Source organism: Rhizobium redzepovicii (assembly GCF_019793435.1).
In the GTDB taxonomy this organism is placed as follows: domain Bacteria; phylum Pseudomonadota; class Alphaproteobacteria; order Rhizobiales; family Rhizobiaceae; genus Rhizobium; species Rhizobium redzepovicii.
On sequence record NZ_JAILYH010000006.1, the window covers coordinates 79,940 to 105,487 of the forward strand.

At 61.4% G+C, this 25,548-nt stretch carries 25 protein-coding genes; 11 read left to right on the forward strand and 14 right to left on the reverse strand.

All coding sequences use genetic code 11. The features are described 5' to 3' along the window. Positions 1–122: 122 nt before the first annotated feature. The 3 genes from K6N12_RS11085 to K6N12_RS11095 form a co-directional block, all read right to left on the reverse strand. Positions 123–2,006 carry an ABC-F family ATP-binding cassette domain-containing protein gene (locus K6N12_RS11085; RefSeq protein ID WP_097627276.1) on the reverse strand — a complete coding sequence of 628 codons (1,884 nt, stop codon included), beginning with the start codon at positions 2,004–2,006 and terminating at the stop codon, positions 123–125. Positions 2,007–2,118: 112 nt separating this feature from the next. Continuing rightward, entirely contained in the window at positions 2,119–3,168 is a 1,050-nt protein-coding gene (locus K6N12_RS11090; protein WP_097627012.1) for a GGDEF domain-containing protein, read from the reverse strand. 134 nt (positions 3,169–3,302) lie between these two features. Further along, positions 3,303–3,812, reverse strand: a complete 510-nt coding sequence (locus K6N12_RS11095; RefSeq protein ID WP_097627014.1) for a DinB family protein — start codon at positions 3,810–3,812, stop codon at positions 3,303–3,305. A 139-nt stretch (positions 3,813–3,951) separates the two neighbouring features. Between K6N12_RS11095 and K6N12_RS11100 the strand changes: the two genes are divergently transcribed. Together K6N12_RS11100 and ndk are read left to right on the forward strand one after the other, a co-directional pair. Further along, positions 3,952–4,641 (forward strand): glutathione S-transferase family protein, encoded by a 690-nt coding sequence (locus K6N12_RS11100; RefSeq protein ID WP_097627016.1) that lies wholly within the window; start codon positions 3,952–3,954, stop codon positions 4,639–4,641. A gap of 81 nt (positions 4,642–4,722) precedes the next feature. Then, complete coding sequence (gene ndk / locus K6N12_RS11105; RefSeq protein WP_003574140.1) at positions 4,723–5,145, forward strand: nucleoside-diphosphate kinase; 423 nt, start codon at positions 4,723–4,725, stop codon at positions 5,143–5,145. Between the two features lie 89 nt (positions 5,146–5,234). Here ndk and K6N12_RS11110 read toward each other — a convergent pair whose 3' ends face one another. Beyond that, positions 5,235–5,738 carry a hypothetical protein gene (locus K6N12_RS11110; RefSeq protein WP_097627018.1) on the reverse strand — a complete coding sequence of 168 codons (504 nt, stop codon included), beginning with the start codon at positions 5,736–5,738 and terminating at the stop codon, positions 5,235–5,237. Further along, positions 5,735–6,280, reverse strand: a complete 546-nt coding sequence (locus K6N12_RS11115) for a CGNR zinc finger domain-containing protein (protein ID WP_097627020.1) — start codon at positions 6,278–6,280, stop codon at positions 5,735–5,737. The genes K6N12_RS11110 and K6N12_RS11115 overlap by 4 nt, the downstream gene beginning before the upstream one ends. Positions 6,281–6,344: 64 nt before the next feature. Between K6N12_RS11115 and K6N12_RS11120 the strand changes: the two genes are divergently transcribed. Next, complete coding sequence (locus K6N12_RS11120) at positions 6,345–7,241, forward strand: branched-chain amino acid ABC transporter permease (RefSeq protein WP_097627022.1); 897 nt, start codon at positions 6,345–6,347, stop codon at positions 7,239–7,241. A gap of 1 nt (position 7,242) precedes the next feature. On the opposite strand, the gene K6N12_RS11125 is transcribed toward K6N12_RS11120, so the two are convergent. From K6N12_RS11125 to K6N12_RS11145, 5 genes are all read right to left on the reverse strand, one after another. Further along, a complete protein-coding gene (locus K6N12_RS11125; RefSeq protein WP_097627277.1) occupies positions 7,243–7,704 on the reverse strand; it encodes a molybdenum cofactor biosynthesis protein MoaE in 462 nt (153 codons plus the stop codon). A 245-nt stretch (positions 7,705–7,949) separates the two neighbouring features. After that, positions 7,950–8,204 carry a molybdopterin converting factor subunit 1 gene (moaD, locus tag K6N12_RS11130; RefSeq protein WP_097627024.1) on the reverse strand — a complete coding sequence of 85 codons (255 nt, stop codon included), beginning with the start codon at positions 8,202–8,204 and terminating at the stop codon, positions 7,950–7,952. After that, on the reverse strand, positions 8,201–8,791 hold the full coding sequence (gene pgsA / locus K6N12_RS11135) for a CDP-diacylglycerol--glycerol-3-phosphate 3-phosphatidyltransferase (protein WP_003587473.1): 591 nt from the start codon (positions 8,789–8,791) through the stop codon (positions 8,201–8,203). The genes moaD and pgsA overlap by 4 nt, the downstream gene beginning before the upstream one ends. A gap of 204 nt (positions 8,792–8,995) precedes the next feature. Continuing rightward, entirely contained in the window at positions 8,996–11,038 is a 2,043-nt protein-coding gene (uvrC, locus tag K6N12_RS11140) for an excinuclease ABC subunit UvrC (RefSeq protein ID WP_097627026.1), read from the reverse strand. Beyond that, positions 11,035–11,802: an SDR family oxidoreductase gene (locus tag K6N12_RS11145; RefSeq protein ID WP_097627028.1), complete on the reverse strand. Its 768-nt coding sequence runs from the start codon at positions 11,800–11,802 to the stop codon at positions 11,035–11,037. Before K6N12_RS11145 ends, uvrC begins: the two co-directional genes overlap by 4 nt. 365 nt (positions 11,803–12,167) lie before the next feature. Here K6N12_RS11145 and K6N12_RS11150 point away from each other — a divergent pair, with 365 nt between their 5' ends. Beyond that, entirely contained in the window at positions 12,168–12,803 is a 636-nt protein-coding gene (locus K6N12_RS11150; RefSeq protein ID WP_097627030.1) for an outer membrane protein, read from the forward strand. A gap of 78 nt (positions 12,804–12,881) precedes the next feature. Here K6N12_RS11150 and K6N12_RS11155 read toward each other — a convergent pair whose 3' ends face one another. Beyond that, positions 12,882–13,478: a glutathione S-transferase family protein gene (locus K6N12_RS11155; RefSeq protein WP_097627032.1), complete on the reverse strand. Its 597-nt coding sequence runs from the start codon at positions 13,476–13,478 to the stop codon at positions 12,882–12,884. Positions 13,479–13,531: 53 nt separating this feature from the next. Further along, positions 13,532–14,404 (reverse strand): 23S rRNA (adenine(2030)-N(6))-methyltransferase RlmJ, encoded by an 873-nt coding sequence (locus tag K6N12_RS11160; protein WP_097627034.1) that lies wholly within the window; start codon positions 14,402–14,404, stop codon positions 13,532–13,534. Positions 14,405–14,485: 81 nt separating this feature from the next. Between K6N12_RS11160 and K6N12_RS11165 the strand changes: the two genes are divergently transcribed. The 4 genes from K6N12_RS11165 to K6N12_RS11180 all read left to right on the forward strand — a co-directional run bounded on the left by K6N12_RS11165 (position 14,486) and on the right by K6N12_RS11180 (position 19,139). Continuing rightward, positions 14,486–16,624 carry a molybdopterin-containing oxidoreductase family protein gene (locus K6N12_RS11165; protein ID WP_097627278.1) on the forward strand — a complete coding sequence of 713 codons (2,139 nt, stop codon included), beginning with the start codon at positions 14,486–14,488 and terminating at the stop codon, positions 16,622–16,624. Then, the gene (locus K6N12_RS11170) at positions 16,621–17,211 is read left to right on the forward strand and encodes an NUDIX domain-containing protein (protein WP_097627036.1); all 591 of its coding nucleotides are present in this window, start codon (positions 16,621–16,623) and stop codon (positions 17,209–17,211) included. The genes K6N12_RS11165 and K6N12_RS11170 overlap by 4 nt, the downstream gene beginning before the upstream one ends. 147 nt (positions 17,212–17,358) lie before the next feature. Beyond that, complete coding sequence (locus K6N12_RS11175; protein WP_097627038.1) at positions 17,359–18,528, forward strand: alpha-D-ribose 1-methylphosphonate 5-triphosphate diphosphatase; 1,170 nt, start codon at positions 17,359–17,361, stop codon at positions 18,526–18,528. A gap of 104 nt (positions 18,529–18,632) precedes the next feature. Further along, entirely contained in the window at positions 18,633–19,139 is a 507-nt protein-coding gene (locus K6N12_RS11180; protein ID WP_131711067.1) for a hypothetical protein, read from the forward strand. Positions 19,140–19,454: 315 nt separating this feature from the next. Here K6N12_RS11180 and purN read toward each other — a convergent pair whose 3' ends face one another. Both purN and purM read right to left on the reverse strand, forming a co-directional pair. After that, a complete protein-coding gene (purN, locus tag K6N12_RS11185) occupies positions 19,455–20,126 on the reverse strand; it encodes a phosphoribosylglycinamide formyltransferase (RefSeq protein WP_097627040.1) in 672 nt (223 codons plus the stop codon). After that, positions 20,123–21,196: a phosphoribosylformylglycinamidine cyclo-ligase gene (gene purM, locus K6N12_RS11190; protein WP_097627042.1), complete on the reverse strand. Its 1,074-nt coding sequence runs from the start codon at positions 21,194–21,196 to the stop codon at positions 20,123–20,125. Before purM ends, purN begins: the two co-directional genes overlap by 4 nt. 246 nt (positions 21,197–21,442) lie before the next feature. Between purM and K6N12_RS11195 the strand changes: the two genes are divergently transcribed. From K6N12_RS11195 to K6N12_RS11205, 3 genes are all read left to right on the forward strand, one after another. Continuing rightward, complete coding sequence (locus K6N12_RS11195) at positions 21,443–22,567, forward strand: AI-2E family transporter (protein ID WP_097627044.1); 1,125 nt, start codon at positions 21,443–21,445, stop codon at positions 22,565–22,567. Beyond that, positions 22,560–23,273: a DnaA regulatory inactivator HdaA gene (hdaA, locus tag K6N12_RS11200; RefSeq protein WP_097627046.1), complete on the forward strand. Its 714-nt coding sequence runs from the start codon at positions 22,560–22,562 to the stop codon at positions 23,271–23,273. The genes K6N12_RS11195 and hdaA overlap by 8 nt, the downstream gene beginning before the upstream one ends. 62 nt (positions 23,274–23,335) lie before the next feature. Next, entirely contained in the window at positions 23,336–25,540 is a 2,205-nt protein-coding gene (locus K6N12_RS11205; protein WP_097627047.1) for an RNA degradosome polyphosphate kinase, read from the forward strand. The last annotated feature ends 8 nt before the right edge of the window (positions 25,541–25,548 follow it).

Sequence of the window (25,548 nt, forward strand, 5' to 3'; positions counted from 1 at the left end):
AACGATTGGTTGAAGGCGGCCGGAATTGTGCCGATCCGCGGCACTTCGCCACGCTTTGGACGGAGCATGATGCCGAAAAGCGTCAGCGGTTTTCGGGCGACATCACACTCTGAGGAATATGGCTATCCTGCCATGGCCTCTTCGTATTCGGCCGAAAGCATCAGCCAGTCTTCCTCGGCGGCAGCCAGCTTGGCCGCGGCTTCGCCGCGCTGCTTTGCCTTTTCGGCCGCCTTGGCGGGCGTCTTTTCGTAGAGGGCGGGATTTGCAAGTTCCGCGTCAAGCGCCTGAATCTGTTTCTCCAGCTTCGCCGTCAAGGATTCGATTTCGTTGATCTTTTTCTTGAGCGGCGTCAGCGAGGCGCGACGTTCGGCATTGAGCTTGCGCTGGTCGGCCTTCGACGTCGCATCCTCAGTCAGCTGCGGCTTTTCTTCTTTTTTTTTACCGGATGTGACGATCAGGTCGCGGTATTCGTCCATGTCGCCTTCGAAGGTCGTCACCGTCCCGTCGTTGACCAGCCACAGCCGGTCGACCGTCGCCTCGATCAGGTGGCGGTCATGCGAGATCAGGATGACGGCGCCTTCGTAATCGTTCAGCGCCTCGATCAGCGCCCGGCGGCTGTCGATGTCGAGATGGTTTGTCGGTTCGTCGAGGATCAGCAGATTGGGTGCGTTGAAGGCGGCGAGCCCCATCAGCAGCCGGGCCTTTTCGCCGCCCGAAAGATCCTTGGCGGCGGTTGCCATCTTCTCGGTCGCAAGCCCCATCTGGGCGACGCGGGCGCGCACCTTCGGCTCCGGCGCGCCAGGCATCAGCCGGCGCACGTGCTCGACCGGCGACTGCTCGGGAATGAGGTCGTCGAGTTGATGCTGAGCGAAGAAACCGATCTTCAGGCTCGGCGCCAGCTTCACTTCGCCGCTTTCCGGCGCAAGCCGGCCGGAGATGAATTTGGCGAAGGTCGATTTGCCGTTGCCGTTCGAGCCGAGCAGGGCGATGCGGTCGTCATTGTCGATGCGCAGGTTGAGGTTCTTCAGGATCGGATTGCCGGGCTCGTAGCCGACGGCGCCGCTCTGGATCGCAACGATCGGCGAGGCCGGCTGCTTTTCCGGCTCGGGAAAAGTGATCGGCTGTACGTGATCCTCGATGACAGCGGCGACGGTTCCCATGCGCTCGAGCGCCTTGACTCGCGATTGCGCCTGCCGGGCCTTGGAGGCCTTGGCCTTGAAGCGATCGATGAAGCTCTGCAGATGTTTGCGCGCCGCGTCGTTCTTGGCCTTGGCCTTGGTCTGCAGCTCGTCGGCTTCCGCCTTCTGCCGCTCGAACTGATCGTAGCCGCCGCGATAGAAGGTCAGCTTCTTCTGGTCGAGATGGACGATTGCGTTGACCGCGTTGTTCAGGAGGTCGCGGTCGTGGCTGATGATGATGACGGTGTGCGGATAGCGGCGGACATAGTCTTCCAGCCACAACGTGCCTTCGAGGTCGAGATAGTTTGTGGGTTCGTCGAGCAGCAGCAGATCCGGCTCGGAAAACAGCACGGCGGCAAGCGCCACGCGCATGCGCCAGCCGCCGGAGAAGGAAGAGGCGGGGCGGGCTTGCGCCGCCTGGTCGAAGCCGAGGCCGGCAAGAATGCTCGCGGCGCGCGCCTCGGCCGAATGCGCGTCGATATCGACAAGGCGCATCTGGATTTCGGCGATGCGGTGGGGATCGGTCGCCGTTTCCGCCTCGGCCACGAGGGCCGCGCGTTCCTTGTCGGCTGAAAGCACGATCTCGATCAGGGATTGCTCGGTTGCCGGTGCTTCCTGCGCCACCTGACCGATGCGTGCCGCCTTCGGGATCGACACCGATCCGGTCTCCGAGCCGAGATCGCCGGTAATGACGCGAAACAGCGTGGACTTGCCGGCGCCGTTGCGCCCGACCAGCCCCGCCTTCGTGCCCGAAGGCAGCGAAATGCTGGCATTGTCGAGAAGCAGGCGCCCGGCAATGCGGGCGGAAATATCGGTGAGCGTGATCATGGCCGGCGTTTTGGCCGAAAGCGCCCGCCAAGGCAAGAGCGCTTGTTCCCACGCCAAGCTTGCTTGGGCGCTGAGAAGCTTGCTTGTGGCCGGCGGCGCGCTGTCAGCGCCTTCAGTGGCCGAAAGCCTGCACCGGCTGGCGGGGGTTCGTCTGCGCGGCGAGGAGCGCCACGCGGGCATTGGCCTGCAACTGTCCAGGCGTTGCCGCATCCGTGCTGAGCGCGACGCCGATCGAGATGGTCAGCCTGCCGCGATCGGCCCTGTCGGAGGTCGCGAAGACCAGATTGTCCTCGACGGAAGCGCGCAGGCGCTCGGCGATCGTCATCGCATCCTGCATGCCGACATTGGCAAACAGGAAAGCGAATTCGTCCGCCTCGGTGCGGGCGACGAAGTCGTTCTTCTTGACCGATTTGCGGAAGAGGGCGGCGAGCTTCTTCAGCAGCTTGTTGCCGGCCTGGGTGCCGTATCTGTCGTTGAGATCGGTGAAGTTGTCGATATCGACCATAACAAGCGCGCTGCCGGCGAAACCTTCGTCGCGCTGATAGAGATCGGCGATTTGGCGGTTCAGTGCGATGCGGTTCGGAAGTCCGGTGATCCGGTCGGCGACGGCGGCCGATTGCATCGCCGAAATGCCGCGCTCCAGCGTCTCCAGCCTCTTGATGTCGTCCTGCAGCCTATCCGCGATCTCCGTTTCCGCCGACAACACCGTCGCCAGCGAGGCGGAGAGGTAGTCTATCTCGCCGAGGAAGGCGGTGAGGCTCTGGTTGTCGTTGCCGGAAAACGATTTCAGGATCGTGCCGCAGGCGCGTGCAAAGGCGTCTTTGTGCCGCAGCCCCTCGGCAAGCCTCTCCGCCACCTCGCGCAGCATCCGGCTCGCCTCGTTGCGCGACGTCTCGCCGGCCAGACCGCAATGGCCGACAAGGCGGTATTTCAATCCGAGTTCGTCGAGCATCGCCTGTTGCGGCTGCGCACCGAGCGCCGCGATATCCTGTGCAAGGCCGGCATTGAGCCCGATGATCGCTTCGTGGAAAAGTTCGTAATTGCGCGGCAGCGCCGCAATGTTCAGGCGCGTCAGGTGCTGGGCGATCCTCTGAATGTCGGCCATAGGCGTCGGATGCGCGGCCTCGCGCGGCACCAAAGCGTTTGCGCTTGCATTCTGCATGACAATCCCTCGCAGCCTGGCTTATTCCTTCATTCCGCTATGCCTGCAAGGCTTTAAGAGAGGCTGAATCTTTGGCTGAATTGCCTGCGCAACCGGCAAAGGCGGTTAATACCGTCTTGATGATAAAGGCTGCCTCACATCCACTCGCGGCCGTCGCTGCGCAGGAAGTAGATGAGATCGAGACTGAGGCTCGGCTTGCCGAGCGCCGTCAGCGTCATGTGGCATTGGCCGCGATGATGGGTCTGGTGATTGAAGAGATGCGCAAGGGCCGGCTGCAATGGCTGGGTGATTTCGATCGGCTGCGTCACCGGCACATAGGTGAAGTCGGCGGCAAGGCTTGCCTCATCAAGCGTGCCCGTCCAGGCAATGATCCGCTCGTCCTCCGCCCTCCGTGCGGCGGTAAGCGCATCCAGTTCTTCATAAAGAACGGCATCGAGTGTCGTCGGCGCTTCGCCGGTACCGGTGAAGCGCTTCATCCAGATCCGGTCGGCGACGAGCAGATGATTGAGCGTGCGGTGCAGTGAGCCGAAGAAGGCGCCGCGGTCGCTGCGGAATTCCGCATCACTGAGTTCGGCCGCTGCCGCGTAGACCTGGGCGTTGGCCCAGCGGTTATACGCAGCAAACATGCTGTAATGTCGGAGCATTCGATCCCCCCTGTCCTGATTACGGCAGTCTAATCAGTTTCCCGAGAAATCCGAGTGATGGCGCCATGAAAATTCCTGATTTGATCGCAGGCTTTTTCTGTCGTGGAATGCGCTGCGTTTCGATCTCGAAAGGACTGTCATGACCAGAGCCCTCTATTCCCTATGCGGTGCAGACAAGCAGCACTTCTTCTCGCCTCATTGCTGGAAGGCAGTGATGGCGCTGGCGCATAAGGGGCTGGATTTCGAGGAGATCCCGACGACCTATGCCCGCATCCGCGCAATCGGCGGCGGCGTCTCGCAGACCGTGCCCGTTCTCGACGACAATGGCAGGCTGATCCCCGACAGTTTCGACATCGCTCTCTATCTGGAGGAGGCCTATCCCGAGCGGCAGTCGCTGTTTAACGGCGAGGGCGGCAAGGCGCTGTCGCGCATGGTCGAGGGCTATTCGCAGATGATCATCCATCCGGCCATCACGCGGATCGCCCTTCTCGACATCCACGCCAATCTCGACGAGGGAGACAAGGCCTATTTCCGCGAGAGCCGCGAAGCTCGTCTCGGGAAATCATTCGAAGTCGTTGCTGCGGGTAGCGAGGCGGAGAAGGCCGCCTTCGGCGCCAAGCTGGAGCCGCTCCGGCACATGCTGAAATTCCAGCCTTTCATCGGTGGGCAAACGCCGCTCTTTGCCGATTATATCGTCTTCGGGGCGCTGCAATGGCTGCGTATCTGCACTGGTCTCGCCATGCTGGCCGCCGACGATCCCGTCTTGGGCTGGTTCGAACGCTGCCTCGATCTCCATCAAAGCCGCGGCCGGACTGTGACAGCGGCGTGAAATTGCCGCCGACCTCTTGTTTTCGGGCGGTGGGGCGGGTAAAGACCGCCCACTTTTCCCGAGAAACCAGAGGATTTGACTATGGCGATTGAACGCACCTTCTCGATGATCAAGCCGGATGCAACCAAGCGCAACCTGACGGGCGCCATCACCAAGATGCTCGAAGATGCCGGCCTGCGCGTCGTCGCCTCCAAGCGCGTCTGGATGAGCCGCCGCGAAGCCGAAGGCTTCTACGCCGTTCACAAGGATCGCCCCTTCTTCGGCGAACTCGTCGAAGGCATGACCTCCGGTCCGACCGTCGTTCAGGTTCTGGAAGGCGAAGGCGCCATCCTCAAGAACCGCGAGATCATGGGCGCGACCAACCCGGCAAACGCTGACGAAGGCACGATCCGCAAGGTTCATGCCCTGTCGATCGGCGAAAATTCCGTTCACGGTTCGGATGCTCCGGAAACGGCTGCCCAGGAAATCAAGTACTGGTTCTCCGATACCGAAGTCGTCGGCTGAGGCCACGCTTCGGCATTGGCGCGCAATGCCTTGAATTGACTCTCGAAAGCCGGGGCTTCGCTCCGGCTTTTTCTATGCCGGGCGTTCCTTTATGCCGGGCATTTGTCGGTGTTTGAGAAATCGACGCTGCCGTCCGGCTTGAAGACCTCAGGGTTCTTGTCATAAAGCGCACCAACAACGAGCGGCTTGCTCGGCAGCACGGTCTGGTCCAGGTCGGATCGGAATTGCGTCTTCAATTCCTGCAGCACCTTGCCGTCCTTGTCGACCAGACGGAGGCTGACGGAATAGGGACGGTCCTTGCGTACGCAGTGCAGGTTTTGGCTCTGCAGTGCGATCTTGTCGTCGATCGGATAGATTTTCTGGTTCAGCACCAGTGGTTCGCCGCCTTGAGGATTTTCGAATTCGGCGATGATGACCGAACCATCGGGAATGGGACCTGTCTTCTTCAGCGTCAGCAGATAGGTGGCGCTCGCCACCCGATAGTTGAAGACGAAGAGATGGCCGGTGACCTCGACGAGATTTTCGGCCTGGCGCTGGCAGGCCGAAAGTAGAAGGCTGGCCGCTGCCGCTGTTATGATCAAATATATTCTCATGGCGTCTCCTCCTTCTTGCGGCGGTAGTGGCGGTTCGCCTTGGCGCGGTTGCCGCAGACCGCCATGTCGCACCAGGCGCGGCTCCTGTTCTTGCTGCGATCGATGAACAGCCAGCCGCAATTGCCGCAGATTTTCATGCGCTCCGGATCCGGCATGGCGACCAACCGCAGCACCGAATGGGCTGTGGCCCTGGCCACGCTGCCGGGGTTTGCCTCGCGCAACACTTTTGCCAGCAGCTCCAGCAGCACGGCCAGCAATTGGTCGTCGCCGCCATCCAGTATACGCTTGCGGAAATAGCGGTCGATCGCTTCCCGCAGCGCGAGGAAATCCGTCTCGTCTTCACTAGCCACCGGAGCGATGTCGCCGAAGAGGGCCCGTTCGGCACAGAATTCGGCAGCGGCGCGCGGAAAGTCCTGCATCTGGCCCTGAACCGCGAAGCGGTCGATCCGCCGCGCTGCATCGTGGCGCAGCACGACGCTATTGGCGACATCGAGCGCCAGCGCGCCTCCGGCAAAGCGGTGAGGGGTCCAGGAAAAGCTCATGATGAAATTATAACTGGTGAAATAGGTTTTACCAGTTATAATTTGCCGACGCGGGGTGCATGGAATGGCCTATCTTCTGCAGCAACTGGCGAATGCGGTTCCGCTCGCTGCTCTTTATGCCGCGCTCGCCTTCGGCTATGCCGTCGCCTTCGGCGTGACCAAGCGAGCCGACATCACCTATGGGGCGATCTTCGCCTTCGCAGGCCAGATCCTGCTGCTCTTCACCGAACTCGCCTATGTCAAGTTCTGGTTGGTGCTGCCGGCGGCCCTTGCCGTCGGCGCCGGCGCTGCCATCGTCTATTCGTTGGCGGCGGGCATATGGATCGGCCGCTCGATCATGCTGCCGCTGGTCAGCAAATCGCCGAATACGGTGATCGTCGCCGCCCTTGGTATCATGATCGTGCTGATGGAAACTGCCCGGCTTGCCGCTGATACCCGTGCCATCTGGCTGCCACCCTTCCTGAACGGCACGGTCGTCTTCTGGAGCGACGGCCCGTTCAAGGTGACGCTGACCTATATCCAGCTGATCGACACGGTACTGATGGCAGCCATGGTCGCGGTGGGTGCGCTGATCCTCAGGCGCACGGCCTGGGGCCGCATCTGGCGCGCCGTTACCGACGATCCGCTGGCCGCCGAGCTCTGCGGCACCAGCGCCGACCGGGTCTTCCTCGTCGCCTATGCCGCGGCCGCCCTCGTCGCCACGATCTGCGGTATCCTCGCGACCTTCTATTACGGCTCGATGGATTTCGGCGCGGGCCTGATGTTCGGGCTGAAGGTGCTGCTGATATCAGCCGTCGGTGGTTACTCCGATCCGCTGCGCTCGGCAGGCGGGGCCGCCGGGCTCGCCGTCGTCGAGACCCTATGGGGCGCCTATGGCCCCTTCGTCTGGCGCGATCTGGTCATTTTCTCGCTGCTCGTTCTATTGCTGGTCATGAGCCGCAGGGAGCGAGTGGTGCTTTAGCTTATTTCCACTTGCCGCGCGCCGTATCGTCGGCATCTTTCGCCGCGACCCAGTCGCCGGCCGCGCCATCCTTGCCATGTTCCTTCTTCCAAAAGGGGGCTGCTGTCTTCAGGAAGTCCATGACGAAGTTGGCGCCGTCGAACGCCGCTTGCCGGTGCGGTGCGGCCGCAACGACGAGCACGATATTCTCGCCGACGGCGATCTTGCCGTATCGGTGGATGGCGGTGAGGCCGAGCAGCCCGAAGCGCTCGATGGCGAGTTTACCGATGCGGGTCATCTCGGCTTCGGCCATGCCGGGGTAATGTTCGAGTTCGAGGGCGGCGAGGGTTCCGCCGTCATCGCGGCAGAGGCCGGAGAAGGTGACGACGGCGCCGATGCCCGGCTTGCCCTTGGAGAGATGGTCGACCTCCGCCTGCAGGTCGAAATCCTCATGTTGGACACGGATGGTGGGAGTGATGGTCACCACGGGGACCTCCGCTGCTTTGATGCGCTGCCGTATCCCCAAGCTCCCTCATTCATGTGCTTGTCACAGGAATCCAGCCACCGCGCGTCCGCGCGGTGAATGACTCTTTCCTTTTGGCAAGTGCTTCTCCCGCGCCCAAGGACTTGGGCGCACTGGATTCCTGTGACAAGCACAGGAATGAGGGAGATAGAGGAAGACGCAGTCCTACCCATTGTAAGTTTTCCCAAGCCCGGACGGACCGGACTTCACCCCCCCGTCATCGGCGGAAATATCCCGATCTCCCGTGCGCCCGATATCGGCTCGTCATGCTCGACATGCTCCATGTCGAGCGCCACCCTGATCACGTCCGGATATTGAAGCGCGGCCTCATATTCTTCGCCTAGCGTCTTCAAATGATTCAACAGATCGGTAACGGTGACGACCGAGGAGGGAAGGTCGATCTCCTCCTCGCCTTTGCCGATGCGCTCGCGCACCCATGCGAAATAGACAAGCCGCGTCATTCCTCGTCATCCACGATATGTTTCAGCCCGGCGCGGAAATAATCATAGCCGGTATAGATGGTCAGCAATGCGGCGATCCACAGAAGCGCGATGCCGGTCTGCGTCGTATAGGGGAATATCTCGTCGCCGGCAGGACCCGCGAGCAGGAAGGCGATGGCGACGAGCTGCAGCGTCGTCTTCCACTTGGCGATCCGCGTCACCGGCACGCTGACCTTCAGCGCCGCCAGATATTCACGCAGGCCGGAAACGAGGATCTCGCGGCAGAGAATGGTGATCGCCGCCCAGATCGACCAGCCGGCGATCGTCTGGTCGGCTGCGACCAGGAGCAGGATCGAGGCGACCAGCAGCTTGTCGGCGATCGGGTCGAGCATGCGGCCGATATTCGAGGTCTGATTCCAGATGCGCGCGAGATAGCCGTCGAGGAAATCGGTGATCGAGGCGATGACGAAGATCCACAGTGCCACCCAGCGCGCCGTGTTGCTGATTGACAGCCTGCCTTCGATGAAGAAGCAGAGAACGATCAGCGGTACCGCGAGGATACGGCCGTAGGTCAGGAGGTTGGGGATGCTGTACGCACGCGATGCCATGGGATCGTTTCTCTGACTTGATGCGCCGCTGCAGCGCCGCGCGTCTTTTCAGGACGCTGTAACACTTTGAATCGACGCATCGGGCTTTTCTGATATCGAGTCCGATGTACGGGCCGATGCGGTAGATGACGGCTTTGACCGCGGACCGTCAACATTCTTTCTGTCTTTTCACTGCCTTTGCGTGGAATTTGCGACGGGCGCCGGTTATTTCGCGGCGTCGTCGTGGAAATGGTTGTAGACCTGCTTGGCGACGGCCTCCGAAATGCCTTCCACCGCCATCAGGTCGGAGAGTGCGGCGCGCGAAACCGCTTTCGCCGTGCCGAAATGCTGAAGCAGCGCGCGCTTGCGCGATGGACCGATGCCGCCGATCTCGTCGAGCGGGTTCTTGACCATTTCCTTCTTGCGCCGGGCCCGGTGCGAGCCGATCGCGAAACGATGCGCCTCGTCGCGCATGCGCTGGACGAAATAGAGCACAGGATCGCGCGGCGGCAGGGTAAAACTCTCGCGTCCGGGAGGGAAGAAGCGCTCGCGCCCGGCATCGCGGTCGACACCCTTGGCGATGCCGATCGCCATGACGCTGTCGGTGATGCCGAGCTCGGTGAGGATGGCGCGCACCGCCGTCATCTGCCCCTGGCCGCCGTCGATCAGGATCACGTCGGGCCACGCCGGGAAGGGCATGTCGGCGGCGTCGGCGGGGCCTGCCTGCGCCGTACGATCGGGAATGCCTTCCTCCTTGATCAGCCGCGAGAACCGCCGCGTCATCACTTCCTTCATCATGCCGAAATCGTCACCGGGGGTGATGTCGGTCGATTTGATGTTGAACTTGCGGTACTGGTTTTTGACGAAGCCTTCCGGCCCCGCGACCACCATGCCGCCGACGGCATTGGTGCCCATAATATGCGAGTTGTCGTAGATTTCGATGCGCTGCGGCACATAGGCAAGCCCGAACGTGTCCTTGAAACCGTCGAGCAGCCGCGACTGCGACGCCGTTTCGGCAAGCTTTCGCCCATGCGCCTCGCGGGCATTGCCGACGACATGGTCGACCAGATCGCGCTTCTCTCCGCGCTGCGGCACCAGGATCGAAACCTTATGGCCGACCTTTTCGCTAAGGGCGGCTGCGAGCAATTCCATCTCCTCGATCGTTTCCGACAGCATGATCTGTTTCGGCACCGGCTTGTCGTCGTAGAATTGCGCGAGAAAGGCATTCAACACTTCGGCGCCGGAAAGCTGCGGATCGGCCTTTGGGAAATAGGCGCGATTGCCCCAGTTCTGTCCGGTGCGGAAGAAGAATACCTGGATGCAGGAGACGCCGCCCTCGTGGTGGATGGCGAAAACGTCAGCCTCCTCGACGCCGGCCGGATTGATGCCCTGATGGCTCTGCACATGCGAAAGTGCGGCCAGGCGGTCGCGATAAATTGCCGCCCGCTCGAAGTCGAGATCCTCGGCCGCCTGGTTCATGGCCTCGGCCATATGCGACTTGACCTTCTGGCTCTTGCCGGAGAGGAAGTCCTTCGCCTCCTGCACCAGTTCGGCGTAGCCCCCGTCGCTGACCTCGTGGGTGCACGGCCCGGAACAGCGCTTGATCTGGTAGAGCAGGCAGGGGCGGGTGCGCGTTTCGAAGACGCTGTCGGTGCAGGTGCGGATCAGGAAGGCGCGCTGCAACGAATTGATCGTCCGCCCGACCGCGCCGGCCGAGGCGAACGGCCCGAAGTAGTCGCCCTTCCGCGCTCTCGCACCGCGATGCTTGAAAATGGCCGGCGCCCGGTGATCGCCGGTGATGAGGATATAGGGAAAGGACTTGTCGTCGCGCAGCAGCACGTTAAAGCGCGGCCGCAAGCGCTTGATCAGATTCGCTTCCAGGAGCAGCGCTTCGGTTTCCGTGCGCGTCGTCACGAATTCCATGTTCGCCGTTTGGCGCACCATCTGCGCTATGCGGTTGGAATGCACGCGGCCGACGGCGTAATTGCCGACGCGCTTCTTCAGGCTGCGCGCCTTGCCGACATAGAGCACGTCACCCTCGGCGTTGAACATGCGGTAGACGCCGGGGCTGTTCGGCAGCCGCTTGACGAATTCGCCGATCAGCTCGGCGCCGATGAGTCCGGTCTCGTTGAGGCTGCCGGCGTTCCAGTCGACCGCAGTCGCAAGCGGGGCGGCGGCGGAAAGGTCGCCTTCCACCTCGATCTCGTCTTCGCTCTCATCCGTATCGTCGTAGAGAACCCCGCCATCCGGCAGCTTTCGTCCGTTCATTCCGTAATCTCCGCCACATCGGGCGTCTGCCAGGCAAGGTGCTGGCCGCCGTCGAGGGCAATCATCTGGCCGGTGATCGAGGGCGTGTCGTAAAGGAAGCGAATCGTTTGTCCGAATTCCTCCAGCGCCGGCCCTCGCTGCAGGATAAGGGCTGAGACCTGCGCTTGGAAGTCCTCCTGCGCCTGCCGTTCGCTCGGCATCGACGGGCCGGGGCCGATGGCATTGACGCGGATGGCCGGCGCCAATGCCTGGGCAAGTGTCTGCGTTGCCGTCCATAGCGCCGATTTGGATAGCGTATAGGAATAGAAGCTGGGCCTCAGTGCCCAGACCCGCTGGTCGATGATGTTGACGATCAATCCGGTCGCATCGTCGGGTAGCTGTTCGGCAAAGGCTGCGGCAAGGATCGAGGGCGCCCGCACATGGACGTCGAAATGCTGCGCCCATGCCTGCTCATCGAAACTGCGGGCCGAATCCTGGCGGAAGATGGAGGCGTTGTTGACGAGCAGGTCGAGCGGACCGAGGTCTTCCGACGCTCTTTTTACGAGTTCGCCGGTTTCGCCGATATTGGTAAGATCGGCCTTGAGCGCGATCGCCCGATATCCCTTCTGCCGCAATTCCGCCACCAGCTCTTCGGCTTCACTGAGGGAGCCCTTCGCGTGGATGGCAACGGAAAAGCCATTTGCAGCAAGGTCTTCGGCGATTGCCCGGCCTATTCTTTTAGCAGCCCCTGTTACAAGGGCCGAGCGAAGTCTTTTGTGGTTCAAAATCCTGCCTTCTAATCCCGCGAGTCTGTCTGCCGACTATATAGGCGCGGGCGGAGATTATATAAATAGGTCGTTGTGGTTGCGTCCGTGGGCGGGATATTCTATGTATTATTTAAGAATGCGATTTCCTAAAATAAGTATTTTCAGTTTAACTCTTCAGTAGGGTTAATGAAGTGTATGTTGCAGGCAAGCAACATCGAATTTCGGCCATGCGGCAGCCACAATGATATCACAATTTGGCTCTTTCAAATCCGCATTTGAGTTCCAATTTCAGTCTCGATCCGGAAGGGACATCTGGCAATATCCCGCCAATGCTTCACTGATAGACAGATGATCAGCGGCGCGGGACTGAAAGGAGACTAAGTATGCGTGTACTCATTGCTGGCCTCATGGCCTCCGTTTTTGCAATTGCGGGCGTCTCGGCAGCTCAGGCGGCCGATGCCGTCGACCAGGTTCCGGAAGCACCGGTCGCCCAGGAAGCCCCGGTCAAGCCGGCCGGCAGCTGGGAAGGCTTCTACCTCGGCGGCGCCGGCACCTACAACATGGGTGACTTCGGTTCCGACCGCCACACCTATGGTTTCGGCGGCCAGGTCTTCACCGGCTATAACTGGCAGCAGGGCCAGATCGTTTACGGCGTTGAATCCGACCTCGGCTACAGCGGCGACGACGTTTCCTCGGGCGGCGTCAAGAACAAGTATGGCTGGAACGGCTCCGTTCGTGGCCGCGTCGGCTACGACATGAACCCCTTCCTGCTCTATGGCACGGCCGGTCTTGCGCTCGGCGACGTCAAGGTTTCCGACGGCACCTCGGACGAAAGCAAGACGAACTACGGCTATACGGTCGGCGCCGGCGTCGAAGCCTTCGTGACCAACAACATCACGACGCGCTTGGAATATCGCTACACCGACTACCAGAGCAAGGATTACGACCTCGACTCCGGCAGCTTCTCACGCGGTTACGACGAGAACAGCGTCAAGCTCGGTATCGGCGTCAAGTTCTAAGCCGAACGGAATTATTCAAACATGGAAAAGCCGGGCAAACGCCCGGCTTTTTGCTGCTCGCCTGTTGTTGCCAAGCGCTCAGGCCTGGGTCTTGAGTTCCTGATAGGCGGGGAATTTCTTTTCGAACTGCCGCAACCAGTCGATCAGCGGCGCATGATCGGCTTCCCACTGGCCCTTGAAGCGCAGATCGAGATAGCCGAGCGTGGCGGCCAAGGCGAAATGCCCGCCGTTGAGTTTCTTGCCCAATTTCGGCGGCTTGGCGCTCAGATGCGTAAGCCCGCTCGTCACCTTTTTCCATTGCCGGTCGATCCAGGGCTGGTGGATCTTTTCCTCGTCGCGAAAACGCCGCTCATACATGATCGCCAGCAGGCAATCGCAGATGCCGTCGCAGAGCGATTCGAGGACGTCGGCATCCGTGCGTTTGCCCTTCTTGGAGGGATAGAGCTTGCCCTTCGCCAGCCGGTCGAAATAGTGCATGATCGCCACGCTGTCGAAGACCGAGGCGCCGTCATCGGCCAGCAGCGTCGGGATCTTGCCGAGCGGATTATTCTCCACCAGGATCGCCGGCGCCGTATTGGTGTCGACCCGGATGGCGTTCAACTCGAGATCCAGGAAATGCGCGGCCATCCGCACCTTGCTGGAATAGGGTGAGGGGGGCGACCAAAGAAGCTTCATGCAGCACCTGATTTGTGGAACTGCGCGGACTATTCCCGAACCGGGTTGTCCGGTCAATCGTCGTCCTTGACCGTCTTGGTCTCGCCGCGCAGCCAGAAGGCGCGGTGCGAGGCGAAACGATCCTGCGCCAAATGGTCCTTCAGCGCCGGCAGCAGTTGGTGCAGCTCGTCCTTCAGGGTGAAGGGCGGATTGACGATAACGAGGCCTGAACCCGTCAATCCCGTGATGCCGCGGTCGCTGCGAACAGAAAGCTCGGCGCAGAGCATTTTCGGAATGTCGAGCGCCTGTAGCCTCTCGTGGAATTCTTTGATCGGCGCGCCCTTTTTCAGCGGATACCACAGGCAATAGGTGCCGCCTGGAAAACGGCGATAGGCCTTTTCCAGCCCCTCGGCCAGACGCTGATATTCGTCCTCTTCCTCGAAAGGCGGATCGACAAGCACGATGCCGCGTTTCTCCTTCGGCGGCAGATGCGCGCCGAGCGCCAGCCAGCCGTCGAGTTCGGTGATTCGCGCATGGTGGTCGCCCTCAAACAGCCGGTGCAGGCGGGCGAAATCCTCGGGGTGCAGCTCCATCGCCGACAGCCGGTCCTGCGGCCGGAACAGCAGGCGCGCCAGTTTCGGCGATCCGGGATAGAAGCGGACGCCGCCCTCAGGGTTGAGTTCGCGGATGGCTGCAAGGTAGGGCTCCAGCAGTTCGGAAACCTGCGGTCCGAGATCGGCCTCCATCAGCTTGCCGATGCCGTCGAGCCATTCGCCGGTTTTCTGCGCTTCTTCGGAGGAGAGGTCGTAGAGCCCGATGCCGGCATGCGTGTCGAGGACGCGGAAGGCACCATCCTTTTTCTGCATGTAGCGGATCAGCCGCGCCAGCACGGCATGTTTCAGCACATCGGCAAAATTGCCCGCATGATAGATGTGGCGGTAGTTCATTTTCGCTGATGTCCGTATGAATTCGCGTCATGGGAAAGTTTGTGGCTTTTGGCCGTGCAAGGCTTGGAATATACAAATGCCATGAACATTGCGACCCCCATCCACGCCAAATCCCCGAAGCCGGACACCAGGGTCGGCCACACCGCCTGTCCGCACGACTGTCCCTCCACCTGCGCGCTGGAGGTCGAACTATCCGAGGACGGCCGCATCGGGCGCGTGCGCGGCGCCAATGATCATTCCTACACCTCGGGCGTCATCTGCGCCAAGGTCGCCCGCTATGCCGAGCGGCTCTACCATCCCGACCGCCTGATGCATCCCTTGCGCCGCGCCGGCGCCAAGGGGGCCGGGCAGTGGCAGCAGATTTCCTGGGACGATGCGCTGGATGAGATCGCCGAAGCCTTCGTGAAGGCCGAGGCGCGGGACGGCAGCGAGGCGATCTGGCCTTATTTCTATGCCGGCACCATGGGCTGGGTACAGCGCGACTCGATCGATCGCCTGCGTCACGCCAAGCGCTTTTCCGGCTTTTTCTCCTCGATCTGCACCAACCCGGCCTGGACCGGCTTCACCGTGGCGACCGGCACGCTGCGCGGCCCCGACCCGCGTGAGATGGGCCGCACCGATTGCGTCGTCATCTGGGGCACCAATGCGGTGTCGACGCAGGTCAATGTGATGACCCACGCCATCAAGTCGCGCAAGGAGCGCGGCGCCAAGATCGTCGTCATCGACATTTACGACAATCCGACGATGAAGCAGGCCGACATGGCCTTGATCGTCAGGCCCGGCACCGATGCGGCACTGGCCTGCGCCGTCATGCACATCGCCTTCCGCGACGGCCATGCCGACCGCGACTACATGGCGCGCTATGCCGATGATCCCGCCGGCCTCGAAGAGCATCTGAAAACGAAGACGCCGCAATGGGCCGCCAATATCACCGGCCTTTCGGTCGAGGAGATCGAAGCCTTTGCCCGCCTCGTCGGCACGACGAAAAAGACCTTCTTCCGCCTCGGCTACGGCTTCACCCGCCAGCGCAATGGCGCGGTCGCCATGCATGCGGCCGCCTCGGTCGCCACCGTGCTCGGCTCCTGGCAGTATGAGGGTGGCGGCGCCTTCCATTCCAACAACGATATCTTCCGCATGAACAATGCGGAACTGACCGGCCGCTCGATGAAGGACGGCGATATCCGCATGCTCGATCAGTCGCAGATCGGCCGGGTGCTGACCGGCGATCCGGTGGCGCTGCGCCATCGCGGCCCGGTGACGGCGATGCTGATCCAGAACACCAATCCGGCCAACATCGCCCCCGAGCAGCGCCTCGTCAGACGCGGTTTTGCCCGCGACGACCTGTTCGTCGCCGTGCACGAGCAGTTCATGACCGAGACGGCGGAGATCGCCGATATCGTCATTCCGGCGACGATGTTCGTCGAGCATGACGATATCTACCGGGCCGGCGGCCAGAACCATATCCTGCTCGGGCCGAAGCTGGTCGAGCCGCCGCCGAGCGTGCGCACCAATCTCTTCGTCATCGAGGAACTGGCCAAACGCCTCGGCGTCGCCGATCGCCCCGGCTTCGGCTTTTCAGCCCGCGAAATGGTCGATCGCTTGCTGGAATCGAGCGGCCTGCCGGATTACGAGCATTTCCTCGAACACAAATGGTTCGATCGCCAGCCGGCCTTCGAGGAGGCGCATTTCCTGAACGGCTTTGCTCATCCCGACGGCAAATTCCATTTCCGCCCGGACTGGATCGATCAGCCGGCGCCGAACAAGCCGCCGGCGGCGGTCGGCCTGCTCGGGCCGCATGGGGAGCTGCCTGTATTCCCCGATCAGGTCGATGTCATCGAAGTCGCTGATACCGACCATCCCTTTCGTCTGGCCACCTCGCCGGCGCGCAACTTCCTGAATTCGAGCTTCGCCGAGACCAAGACGTCGCGTCAGAAAGAGGGCCGTCCCGAGGTGATGATCAATCCGGCCGACGCTGAAGCCAATGGCATCGCCCACGGCGATCTGGTCCGCATCGGCAATAGTCGCGGCGACCTGCGCATCCATGCCCGCGTCACCACCGAGGTGAAGCCTGGCGTGCTGATCGCTGAAGGCCTCTGGCCGAACAAGGCGCATATCGATGGCGAGGGCATCAACGTGCTCACCGGCGCCGACCCGGTCGCGCCCTATGGCGGGGCGGCCGTGCACGATAACAAGGTCTGGCTTCGCAAGGACACAGCATGATGCAGCCGAAATCACGCGTGAAGATCGTCAGCACGGAAACGCTGTCGAATGGGTGGACGAAGCTCAGCAGCTATCTGCTCGATTACATCGACCGCAAGGGCGCGACCCAACGCTTGAAGCGGGAGGTCTACCATCGCACGCCGGCAGCCTGCATCCTGCTTTATGATCCCAAGCGCGACCTCGTCGTTCTCGTCCGCCAGTTCCGCCTTGCCGTTCATATCAACGGTGATCCCGCCTGGATGATCGAGGTGCCGGCCGGCCTTCTCGATGACGATCATCCCGAACAGGCGATCCGCCGCGAGGCGATGGAAGAAACCGGTTACCACCTGCGCGACGCGCGTTTCCTGTTCAAATGCTACACTTCGCCCGGCGCCATCACCGAAGTCGTCCACTTCTTCGTCTCGCTGATCGACAGCGCCGACCGCGTGGCCGAAGGCGGCGGCCTGGACGAGGAGCACGAGGATATCGAGGTTCTCGAAGTCCCGCTCGATGAGGCCGCCCAAATGATCGAAAACGGCGAGATCTTCGACGCCAAGACGATCATGCTGCTGCAATGGGCTCTGTTGAACAGGCATAAACTTCGATAGCGGATGCGCGGTCTCGGGCAAGCCCGCAGGTTGGCCTCAAGACGGTTTCGCGATCGCGGTTGTGGCGTTCGAAATTTCATACGTTTGTCACGAAGCGGTTCTATCCGCTGCGGTCTGTCAATCATCGATGCGATCAGGAGAAAGCCCATGTGGCTCAGCAATTTCACCCTCGTTCTGCCAAACGAGGTGGTGAGTGAAGGTTCCGTGCGGGTCGAAGACGGCGCCATCGCCGAAATCAGACCCGAGCCGGTCGCCGGGGCTGCCATCGATGGCGGCGGGCGGCTTCTGATGCCGGGATTCGTCGATCTCCATGGCGACATGATCGAGCGAGAGATCGCGCCGCGGCCGAACGCGACGATGCCGATCGATTTCGGCATCCACGAACTCGACAAGAAGCTGGCCGCCGCCGGTGTTACCACGGCCTTTGCCGCCGTCTCCTTCGCCACCGAAAGCGTCTATGGCCACGTCCGCTCGCTGGAGACGACCTCGGCGGTGATCGAAGGCATCAACCGCCTGCGCGATGATCTGCTGATCGACCACCGCGTCCACGCCCGCTATGAAATCACCAATATCGGCGCCGCTGCCGCGCTCGAGCGCCTGCTGAATGCCGATCAGATCGACATGGTGTCGCTCACCGACCACACGCCCGGCCAGGGCCAGTACAACAACCTGCAAAGCTACATCCTCAGCATTTCCGAGCGCCGCGCCATCTCCGAGGAGATGGCCGCCGAGATCGTCGCCAAGCGCATCGCCATGCGCAATAACCCCGAAATCGAAGCCAAGCTGAAGGAGATCGTCGCGCTGTCGCTGAAGCACAAGCTCTCGCTTGCCTCGCATGACGACGACAGCGTCGAGAAGGTCGCCGAAATGCACGATCTCGGCGTCACCATCAGCGAGTTCCCGGTCACTGCGCCCGCCGCAGAAGAGGCGCGCCGCCGCGGTCTCTGGACGCTGATGGGCGCGCCGAATGCGCTGCGCGGCCAGTCGATGTCGGGCAATCTCAGCGCGCTCGATGCCGCAAGGGCCGGCCTGCTCAGCGTCATCGCCGCCGATTATCATCCGGCCGCCTTTGTGCCCGGCATCTTCAAGCTCGCCGAGATGGTGGAAGGCGGCCTGCCTTCAGCCGTCGCCATGGCGACCGGCAACGCCGCCCGCTCCGCCGGCCTATCGGACCGCGGCGAAATCGCCATCGGCCAGCGCGCCGATTTGGTCGTGGTCGAGCGGGGCGACATCAACCGCGTCCGAGCCACCTTCCGCGCCGGTCGCTTCGTCTACAGCGACGGTACGCTGCATCCGTTGCGGGCGTTGGCGGCTTAGCGGCACGTCTGAGCGTCGAGACAGAATGACGAGATCACGGCGAAACGGGCTTTCTCGTCGGCGGTACCCGGACTGAACAAGACTGCCAACGATGCGGAATCAAGATGTCATCTGAGCCAAGGTTGCTGCACAAGGAGTGGGGGCTGCTGCCTCTGGTTTTAAGTGGAATTGCAACAGTATCTGTAATTATTATATCAATTTACTATGATAACCAATATGAAATCCCGAAGATCTACATAGGCGGTAGATACATACAGTGCCAGAAGTCGGTTGCTTCCTTATTAAATGCCATAGCGTTGGTGTATAAATACCCAGGATTGGCTCTTATAGTTATTTCATTGAGTTCCGTTATTTTTTGTTATGTTTATGACAGAGGTATGTTTATATTTATAATAATATGTTTTGTTCTTTTCAGCTATCCGTTCACCACCATATTGGCTGGATCCAAGATTGTTTTAAGTGAATCCTCGATGGAGACCATGTGCGAAAGAGGAGGTTACGGATCTGTTGCGATCCATCTTCCGGTGTTGTTTTTGTCGTCCTACGTGATCATTGGAAACATTGTTCTCTTAGCCAAGCGCTGGCTTAGAGGAAGAACCAAAAATGGCTGAGACGATGAGAGTGGGGTGATTATCGCCTTATCCTTCATGTCGCGAGCGCTGGAATCACAGATTGTTTGCCTCATGACGTACAACTTGTTTCTTGTTTCATTCCTTTTGTATCGCAACAGCCACAGCTGCACTGAGAAATGACTGCAGGAAAACCGGCAGACGCCGGGAGATTACGCTGATCGAAAAGGAGTTGGAAGGCTTGCCGCGCCTGTTCGATCAGGGGCTCGTTCCTGCCAACGGGTATATGCGCTGCAGCGGTTGTGCGCATGGTATTTGACTTGGGAAAGCTACCTGCCTGGCAGGTATATCAGCAACCTAACAGCGGTCGCCGATCAGCGAGATGAGCTGGGCCTTGGGCGCAACGGCCGAAGCCTCTTCGCCGATGGCCTTGCCGCCTTCCATCGTCACGCGGCCTTCGGCGAAGAGCCGCAGTGCCTGCGGATAAATCTGGTGTTCGACGGTCAGCACGCGGGCGGCAAGGCTTTCGGCCGTGTCGCCGGAAAGGATCGGGACGGCGGCTTGGCCGATGACCGGCCCTTCATCCATGCCTTCGGTGACGAAATGCACGGTGCAGCCGGCGATGCGCATGCCGGCGTCGATCGCGCGCTGATGGGTATGCAGGCCGGGAAACAGCGGCAGCAGGGAAGGGTGGATGTTGAGCATCCGGCCTTCGTAACGCTGAATGAAGGTCGGCGTGAGCAGTCGCATATAGCCGGCCAGGCAGAGGATATCGGGCGAAAGTTCGTCGAGTGCCGAAAAGATCGCCGCCTCATGCGCATCCTTGCTGGCATACTCCTTGCGGGGAAAGGCGTAGGTGGCGATGCCTTCGGCGGCCGCCTTGGCAAGCCCGCCGGCCTCCGCCTTGTCGGAGATCACGCCCACGATTTCGGCCGGGTAGTCGGCGGCTTTCGCCGCCGCAACCAGGGCCATCATGTTGGAGCCGCCGCCGGATATGAGGACGACGACGCGTTTGCGCGGCGTGCTCATACAGCAAGTGTGCCCTTATAGACTGTGCCGGTGGCACCTTCGTCGCGAGCGATCATGCGGCCGAGCGTGACGACGGTCTCGCCCTCGGCTTCGAGGGCGGCGGAAACGGTCGCGACATTCTCGCCGGCGACGACGACAATCATGCCGACGCCGCAGTTGAAGGTGCGCAGCATCTCCTTGGTTTCGACGCCGCCCGTCCTGGCGAGCCACGAGAAGACCGGCGGAACCTTGACGGCGGCAAGATCGATCTCGGCCGCCAGATGCTTCGGCAGCACCCGCGGAATATTTTCCGGGAAGCCGCCGCCGGTGATATGGGCGAGCGCCTTGATGGCGCCGGTCTCGCGGATCGCCTTCAGCAACGGCTTCACATAGATGCGGGTCGGCTCCAGCAGGGCTTCGCCGAGCTTCCTGCCTTCGGAAAATGGCGCCGGTGCGTCCCAGCCGAGGCCGGAGAGTTCGACGATCTTGCGCACCAGCGAGAAACCGTTGGAGTGCACGCCGGAGGAGGCGAGGCCGAGGATCACATCGCCCTCGGCGATATCGCCCGAGGGCAGCAGCTTGCCGCGTTCGGCAGCGCCGACAGCAAAACCGGCGAGATCATAGTCGCCGGAGGAATACATGCCGGGCATTTCGGCCGTCTCGCCGCCGATCAGCGCGCAACCCGCCTGCCGGCAGCCGGCGGCAATGCCGCCGACGATCGCGGCACCCTGGTCGGGGTCGAGCTTGCCGGTGGCGAAATAATCGAGGAAGAACAGCGGCTCGGCGCCCTGAACGACGAGATCGTTGACGCACATGGCGACGAGGTCGATGCCGACGCTGTCGTGATAATCGGCATCGATCGCGATCTTCAGCTTGGTGCCGACGCCGTCATTGGCGGCAACGAGAACCGGATCGGTAAAGCCCGCGGCCTTGAGATCGAAGAGCCCGCCGAAGCCGCCGATCTCGCCATCGGCGCCGGGGCGTCGGGTCGAGCGCACCGCCGGTTTGATCTTCTCGACGAGGAGGTTGCCGGCATCGATGTCGACGCCCGCATCGCTGTAGGTCAGGCCGTTTTTCCCAGACTGGCTCATGCTGGTCTCCGATGGCTATTTTCAGGCGGCTAACATGCCGCGTCATCTGCCGGTCGCAATTGCATGACAGGGGCTTTTATGCAAGCGCCGCATGGCAAAAGCCCCCAATTTCCCGCGTCTTCAACCGGCCTTTCCGGGATTTGCCGCGACAGGGTTGACCATCTTTGCGCCTGCATCCTATGTGCTGAATGGCCGCGTCGGTTCGAATGCGGCGTTTGGCGGCGGAAAGCGATCAGCGGGGAAGCGATGCCACAGCAAGTCAGCGGCAACAGTCTCAAGCGTCAGATTTTCTTCTGGCTGGGCGTGCTCGCCTTCTTCATCGTCTTTCTCTATGTTTTCAGCTCGATCCTGCTGCCCTTCATCGCCGGCATGGCGATCGCCTATTTCCTCGATCCGGTGGCCGACCGGCTGGAGCGGCTGGGTCTGAGCCGCATGATGGCGACGGTCGTCATCCTGATCGCCTTCGTCATCACCTTCGCCCTGGCGCTGATGATCCTCATTCCGGTGCTCGTCAGTCAGTTCAACGATTTCGCCGAGCGGCTGCCGGGTTATATCAACCAGTTGCAGCAGTTTGTCACCCAGACGCAGAATTCGCTGCTGCCGGACTGGGTCAAGAGCCAGGCAGGCACGATCAAGGACAATCTCTCCGGCATCCTCTCCGAAGGCATGGGCTTCTTGACCGGGCTCTTCGCGCAGATCTGGAATTCCGGCAAGGCGATCGTCGACGTCATATCGCTGCTCGTCGTCACTCCCGTCGTCGCCTTCTACATCCTGCTCGATTGGGACCGCATGGTCGCCAAGGTCGATCAGTGGATCCCACGCGATTATATCAATGATGTCCGCCAGATCGCCAAGGAGATCGACCAGGCGATCGCCGGCTTCATCCGCGGCCAGGGCTCGCTCTGCCTCATCCTCGGCATTTATTATGCCGTCGGCCTATCTCTCGTCGGTCTGAATTTCGGCCTGCTGATCGGGCTCTTCGCCGGCATGATCAGTTTCATTCCTTATGTCGGCTCGCTGGTTGGCCTCGTGCTCGCCATCGGCGTGGCGCTTGTGCAATTCTGGCCGGATTATCCCTGGATCGGCCTGGTGCTGGCCGTCTTCTTCAGCGGCCAGTTCCTGGAGGGCAATATCCTGCAGCCGAAGCTCGTCGGCTCCAGCGTCGGCCTGCATCCGGTCTGGCTGATGTTTGCGCTGTTTGCCTTCGGCGCGCTCTTCGGTTTCGTAGGGCTTCTGGTCGCCGTGCCGGCCGCCGCGGCGGTCGGCGTCCTTGTTCGTTTTGCGCTTTCACGCTACCTTCAGAGTGATCTTTATTTTGGCGGGTCGCTCGGTGGCCGCGCCCGGAAGACGAAATCAGTTCCCAATGAATGACGTGAAGAACGCTGATCTGAAGCGCAAGGCCGGAGAGCAGTTGCCGCTGGTCTTTTCGCACGATGCCGCCAGCGGCCGCGACGATCTCCTGATCTCGGAGCGCCTCGCCGCCGCGGTGTCGATCGTCGATGCCTGGCCGGCATGGCCGTCGCCGGTCGTCGTGCTCGCCGGCCCGGTCGGTTCGGGAAAATCGCATCTCGCCGGCATCTGGCGGGAATTGAGCGGCGCCGTCGACATCCATCCCGAGCTGGGCTCGGAGGCGGCGATTGCCGCCGCCGCCGGGCCGGTATTGTTCGAGGATGCCGACCGGCTCGGCTTCGACGACAATGCGCTCTTCCATGTCATCAACAGCGTGCGCGAAAACGGCACCAGCCTGTTGATGACCAGCCGTCTCTGGCCGATCTCCTGGCCGGTTTTGCTGCCCGATCTGCGCTCGCGCCTGAAGGCTGCGACCGTCGTCGAGATAGGCGAACCCGACGAGGCGCTGTTGTCGCAGGTGATCGTCAAGCTGTTCGCCGACCGCCAGCTTTATATAGATGACAAACTCGTGCTCTATATCGTCAACCGGATGGAGCGGTCGCTGAACGCGGCCCAGATGATCGTCGAACGGCTTGACAGGCTCGCCCTGTCACGGGGCACGAAGATCACCCGGTCTCTTGCTGCTGAAGTATTGAATGAATTGGGAAATTCGGACTCGGCCGATTGACTGTCACAGTTCCGTCGTGAAACTGATATAATTGCCTTCGGCGATTGAGAACGGGGTAGACCATGGATAGCGCAGTCGCAGAGCATCAGGAACTCACTCCGGAAACCAACGACAACACGCCCCCGCTGGAAGAGCTGCTCAAGAGCCCCGAGCGCTTCATCAACCGAGAATTCTCCTGGCTGCAGTTCAACCGCCGTGTCCTGGAAGAAACCTTGAATACCGAGCATCCGCTGCTCGAGCGGGTCCGCTTCCTGTCGATCTCGGCTGCCAACCTCGATGAATTCTTCATGGTGCGTGTCGCCGGCCTCGAGGGCCAGGTACGCCAGAACATCGTCATCCGCAGTCCGGACGGCAAGACGCCGGCCGAGCAGCTCGATTCGATCCTGCAGGAGATCGACCATCTGCAGATGGAGCAGCAGGCCTCGCTCGCCGTGCTGCAGCAATATCTCGCCAAGGAAGACATACTGATCGTCCGCCCCGGCGCCTTGAGCGATGCCGACCGCCAGTGGCTTGCCACCGAATTCGAACAGGCGATCTTTCCGGTTCTGACGCCGCTGTCGATCGATCCAGCCCATCCGTTCCCTTTCATTCCGAATCTCGGCTTCTCGATCGGCCTGCAGCTCGTCAGCAAGAACGGCCGCGAGCCGATGACGGCCTTGCTACGCCTGCCGCCGGCGCTCGACCGCTTCGTCCGTCTGCCGGATGATGGAAACACCATCCGCTACATCACGCTTGAGGATGTCGCCAACATCTTCATCCATCGGCTCTACCCGGGTTACGAAGTGCAGGGCTCCGGTACGTTCCGCGTCATCCGCGACAGCGATATCGAAGTCGAGGAAGAGGCGGAGGATCTTGTCCGCTTTTTCGAAACGGCGCTGAAGCGCCGCCGCCGCGGCAAGGTCATCCGCATCGAGACCGACTCGGAAATGCCGGCTTCGCTGCGCCAGTTCGTCGTCCAGGCGCTGAACATCCCAGATAATCGCGTCGCCGTTCTGCCGGGCCTTCTGGCGCTGAACACTCTGTCCGAGATCACCAAAGCGCCCCGCGAGGATCTCAGGTTTCCGTCCTACAATGCGCGATTTCCCGAGCGCGTCCGCGAACATGCCGGCGACTGCTTCGCAGCCATCCGCGAAAAGGACATGGTCGTCCATCACCCCTATGAATCTTTCGACGTGGTGGTCCAGTTCCTTCTCCAGGCTGCGCGCGATCCTGACGTCCTGGCGATAAAGCAGACGCTTTACCGCACCTCCAACGACAGCCCGATCGTGCGTGCGCTGGTCGATGCCGCCGAAGCCGGCAAGTCGGTGACGGCGCTGGTCGAGCTCAAGGCCCGCTTCGACGAGGAGGCGAACATCCGCTGGGCGCGCGATCTCGAGCGCGCCGGCGTGCAGGTCGTCTTCGGCTTCATCGAGCTCAAGACCCACGCCAAGATGTCGATGGTCGTCCGCCGCGAGGAAGGCAAGCTCCGGACCTATTGCCACTTGGGAACCGGCAACTACCACCCGATCACCGCGAAGATCTATACCGACCTGTCCTATTTCACCTGCAATCCGGTCATCGCCCACGACATGGCGAACATCTTCAATTTCATCACCGGCTACGGTGAGCCGGAACAGGGCATGCAGCTTGCCATCTCGCCCTATACGATGCGCCCGCGCATCCTGCGCCACATCGAGGAAGAGATCCAGCATGCCAGGAATGGCGCCCCGGCCGCGATCTGGATGAAGATGAATTCGCTTGTCGATCCCGACATCATCGACGCGCTCTATCGCGCCAGCCATGCCGGCGTCGAGATCGATCTTGTCGTGCGCGGCATCTGCTGCCTGCGTCCGCAGGTGCCCGGTCTTTCGGAGAATATCCGCGTCAAGTCGATCATCGGCCGCTTCCTCGAACACAGCCGCATATTTTGCTTCGGCAACGGCCACGGCCTGCCGTCCGACAAGGCGCTGGTTTATATCGGTTCGGCCGACATGATGCCGAGAAATCTCGACCGACGCGTCGAAACCATGGTTCCGCTGACGAATCCGACCGTTCACGAGCAGGTTTTGTCCCAGATTATGCTCGGCAACGTGATTGACAATCAACAAAGCTACGAGATATTGCCCGACGGTACGTCGCGGCGCATGGAAGTGCGCAGAGGCGAGGAACCGTTCAATGCGCAGCAGTACTTCATGACCAATCCGAGCCTGTCAGGCCGTGGTGAAGCTCTGAAGTCCAGCGCGCCGAAACTGATCGCCGGCCTGCTCGAAGGCCGCAACAACAAGTAAAACTGGAC

What these genes read in the sequence shown, in the direction of transcription:
- K6N12_RS11085 (WP_097627276.1), bottom strand. Translation starts at nt 2,006, where the DNA reads ATGATCACGCTCACCGATATTTCCGCCCGCATTGCCGGGCGCCTGCTT.
- K6N12_RS11090 (WP_097627012.1), bottom strand. Translation starts at nt 3,168, where the DNA reads ATGCAGAATGCAAGCGCAAACGCTTTGGTGCCGCGCGAGGCCGCGCAT.
- K6N12_RS11095 (WP_097627014.1), bottom strand. Translation starts at nt 3,812, where the DNA reads ATGCTCCGACATTACAGCATGTTTGCTGCGTATAACCGCTGGGCCAAC.
- K6N12_RS11100 (WP_097627016.1), top strand. Translation starts at nt 3,952, where the DNA reads ATGACCAGAGCCCTCTATTCCCTATGCGGTGCAGACAAGCAGCACTTC.
- ndk (WP_003574140.1), top strand. Translation starts at nt 4,723, where the DNA reads ATGGCGATTGAACGCACCTTCTCGATGATCAAGCCGGATGCAACCAAG.
- K6N12_RS11110 (WP_097627018.1), bottom strand. Translation starts at nt 5,738, where the DNA reads ATGAGAATATATTTGATCATAACAGCGGCAGCGGCCAGCCTTCTACTT.
- K6N12_RS11115 (WP_097627020.1), bottom strand. Translation starts at nt 6,280, where the DNA reads ATGAGCTTTTCCTGGACCCCTCACCGCTTTGCCGGAGGCGCGCTGGCG.
- K6N12_RS11120 (WP_097627022.1), top strand. Translation starts at nt 6,345, where the DNA reads ATGGCCTATCTTCTGCAGCAACTGGCGAATGCGGTTCCGCTCGCTGCT.
- moaD (WP_097627024.1), bottom strand. Translation starts at nt 8,204, where the DNA reads ATGACGCGGCTTGTCTATTTCGCATGGGTGCGCGAGCGCATCGGCAAA.
- pgsA (WP_003587473.1), bottom strand. Translation starts at nt 8,791, where the DNA reads ATGGCATCGCGTGCGTACAGCATCCCCAACCTCCTGACCTACGGCCGT.
- uvrC (WP_097627026.1), bottom strand. Translation starts at nt 11,038, where the DNA reads ATGAACGGACGAAAGCTGCCGGATGGCGGGGTTCTCTACGACGATACG.
- K6N12_RS11150 (WP_097627030.1), top strand. Translation starts at nt 12,168, where the DNA reads ATGCGTGTACTCATTGCTGGCCTCATGGCCTCCGTTTTTGCAATTGCG.
- K6N12_RS11155 (WP_097627032.1), bottom strand. Translation starts at nt 13,478, where the DNA reads ATGAAGCTTCTTTGGTCGCCCCCCTCACCCTATTCCAGCAAGGTGCGG.
- K6N12_RS11160 (WP_097627034.1), bottom strand. Translation starts at nt 14,404, where the DNA reads ATGAACTACCGCCACATCTATCATGCGGGCAATTTTGCCGATGTGCTG.
- K6N12_RS11165 (WP_097627278.1), top strand. Translation starts at nt 14,486, where the DNA reads ATGAACATTGCGACCCCCATCCACGCCAAATCCCCGAAGCCGGACACC.
- K6N12_RS11170 (WP_097627036.1), top strand. Translation starts at nt 16,621, where the DNA reads ATGATGCAGCCGAAATCACGCGTGAAGATCGTCAGCACGGAAACGCTG.
- K6N12_RS11175 (WP_097627038.1), top strand. Translation starts at nt 17,359, where the DNA reads ATGTGGCTCAGCAATTTCACCCTCGTTCTGCCAAACGAGGTGGTGAGT.
- K6N12_RS11180 (WP_131711067.1), top strand. Translation starts at nt 18,633, where the DNA reads ATGTCATCTGAGCCAAGGTTGCTGCACAAGGAGTGGGGGCTGCTGCCT.
- purN (WP_097627040.1), bottom strand. Translation starts at nt 20,126, where the DNA reads ATGAGCACGCCGCGCAAACGCGTCGTCGTCCTCATATCCGGCGGCGGC.
- purM (WP_097627042.1), bottom strand. Translation starts at nt 21,196, where the DNA reads ATGAGCCAGTCTGGGAAAAACGGCCTGACCTACAGCGATGCGGGCGTC.
- K6N12_RS11195 (WP_097627044.1), top strand. Translation starts at nt 21,443, where the DNA reads ATGCCACAGCAAGTCAGCGGCAACAGTCTCAAGCGTCAGATTTTCTTC.
- hdaA (WP_097627046.1), top strand. Translation starts at nt 22,560, where the DNA reads ATGAATGACGTGAAGAACGCTGATCTGAAGCGCAAGGCCGGAGAGCAG.
- K6N12_RS11205 (WP_097627047.1), top strand. Translation starts at nt 23,336, where the DNA reads ATGGATAGCGCAGTCGCAGAGCATCAGGAACTCACTCCGGAAACCAAC.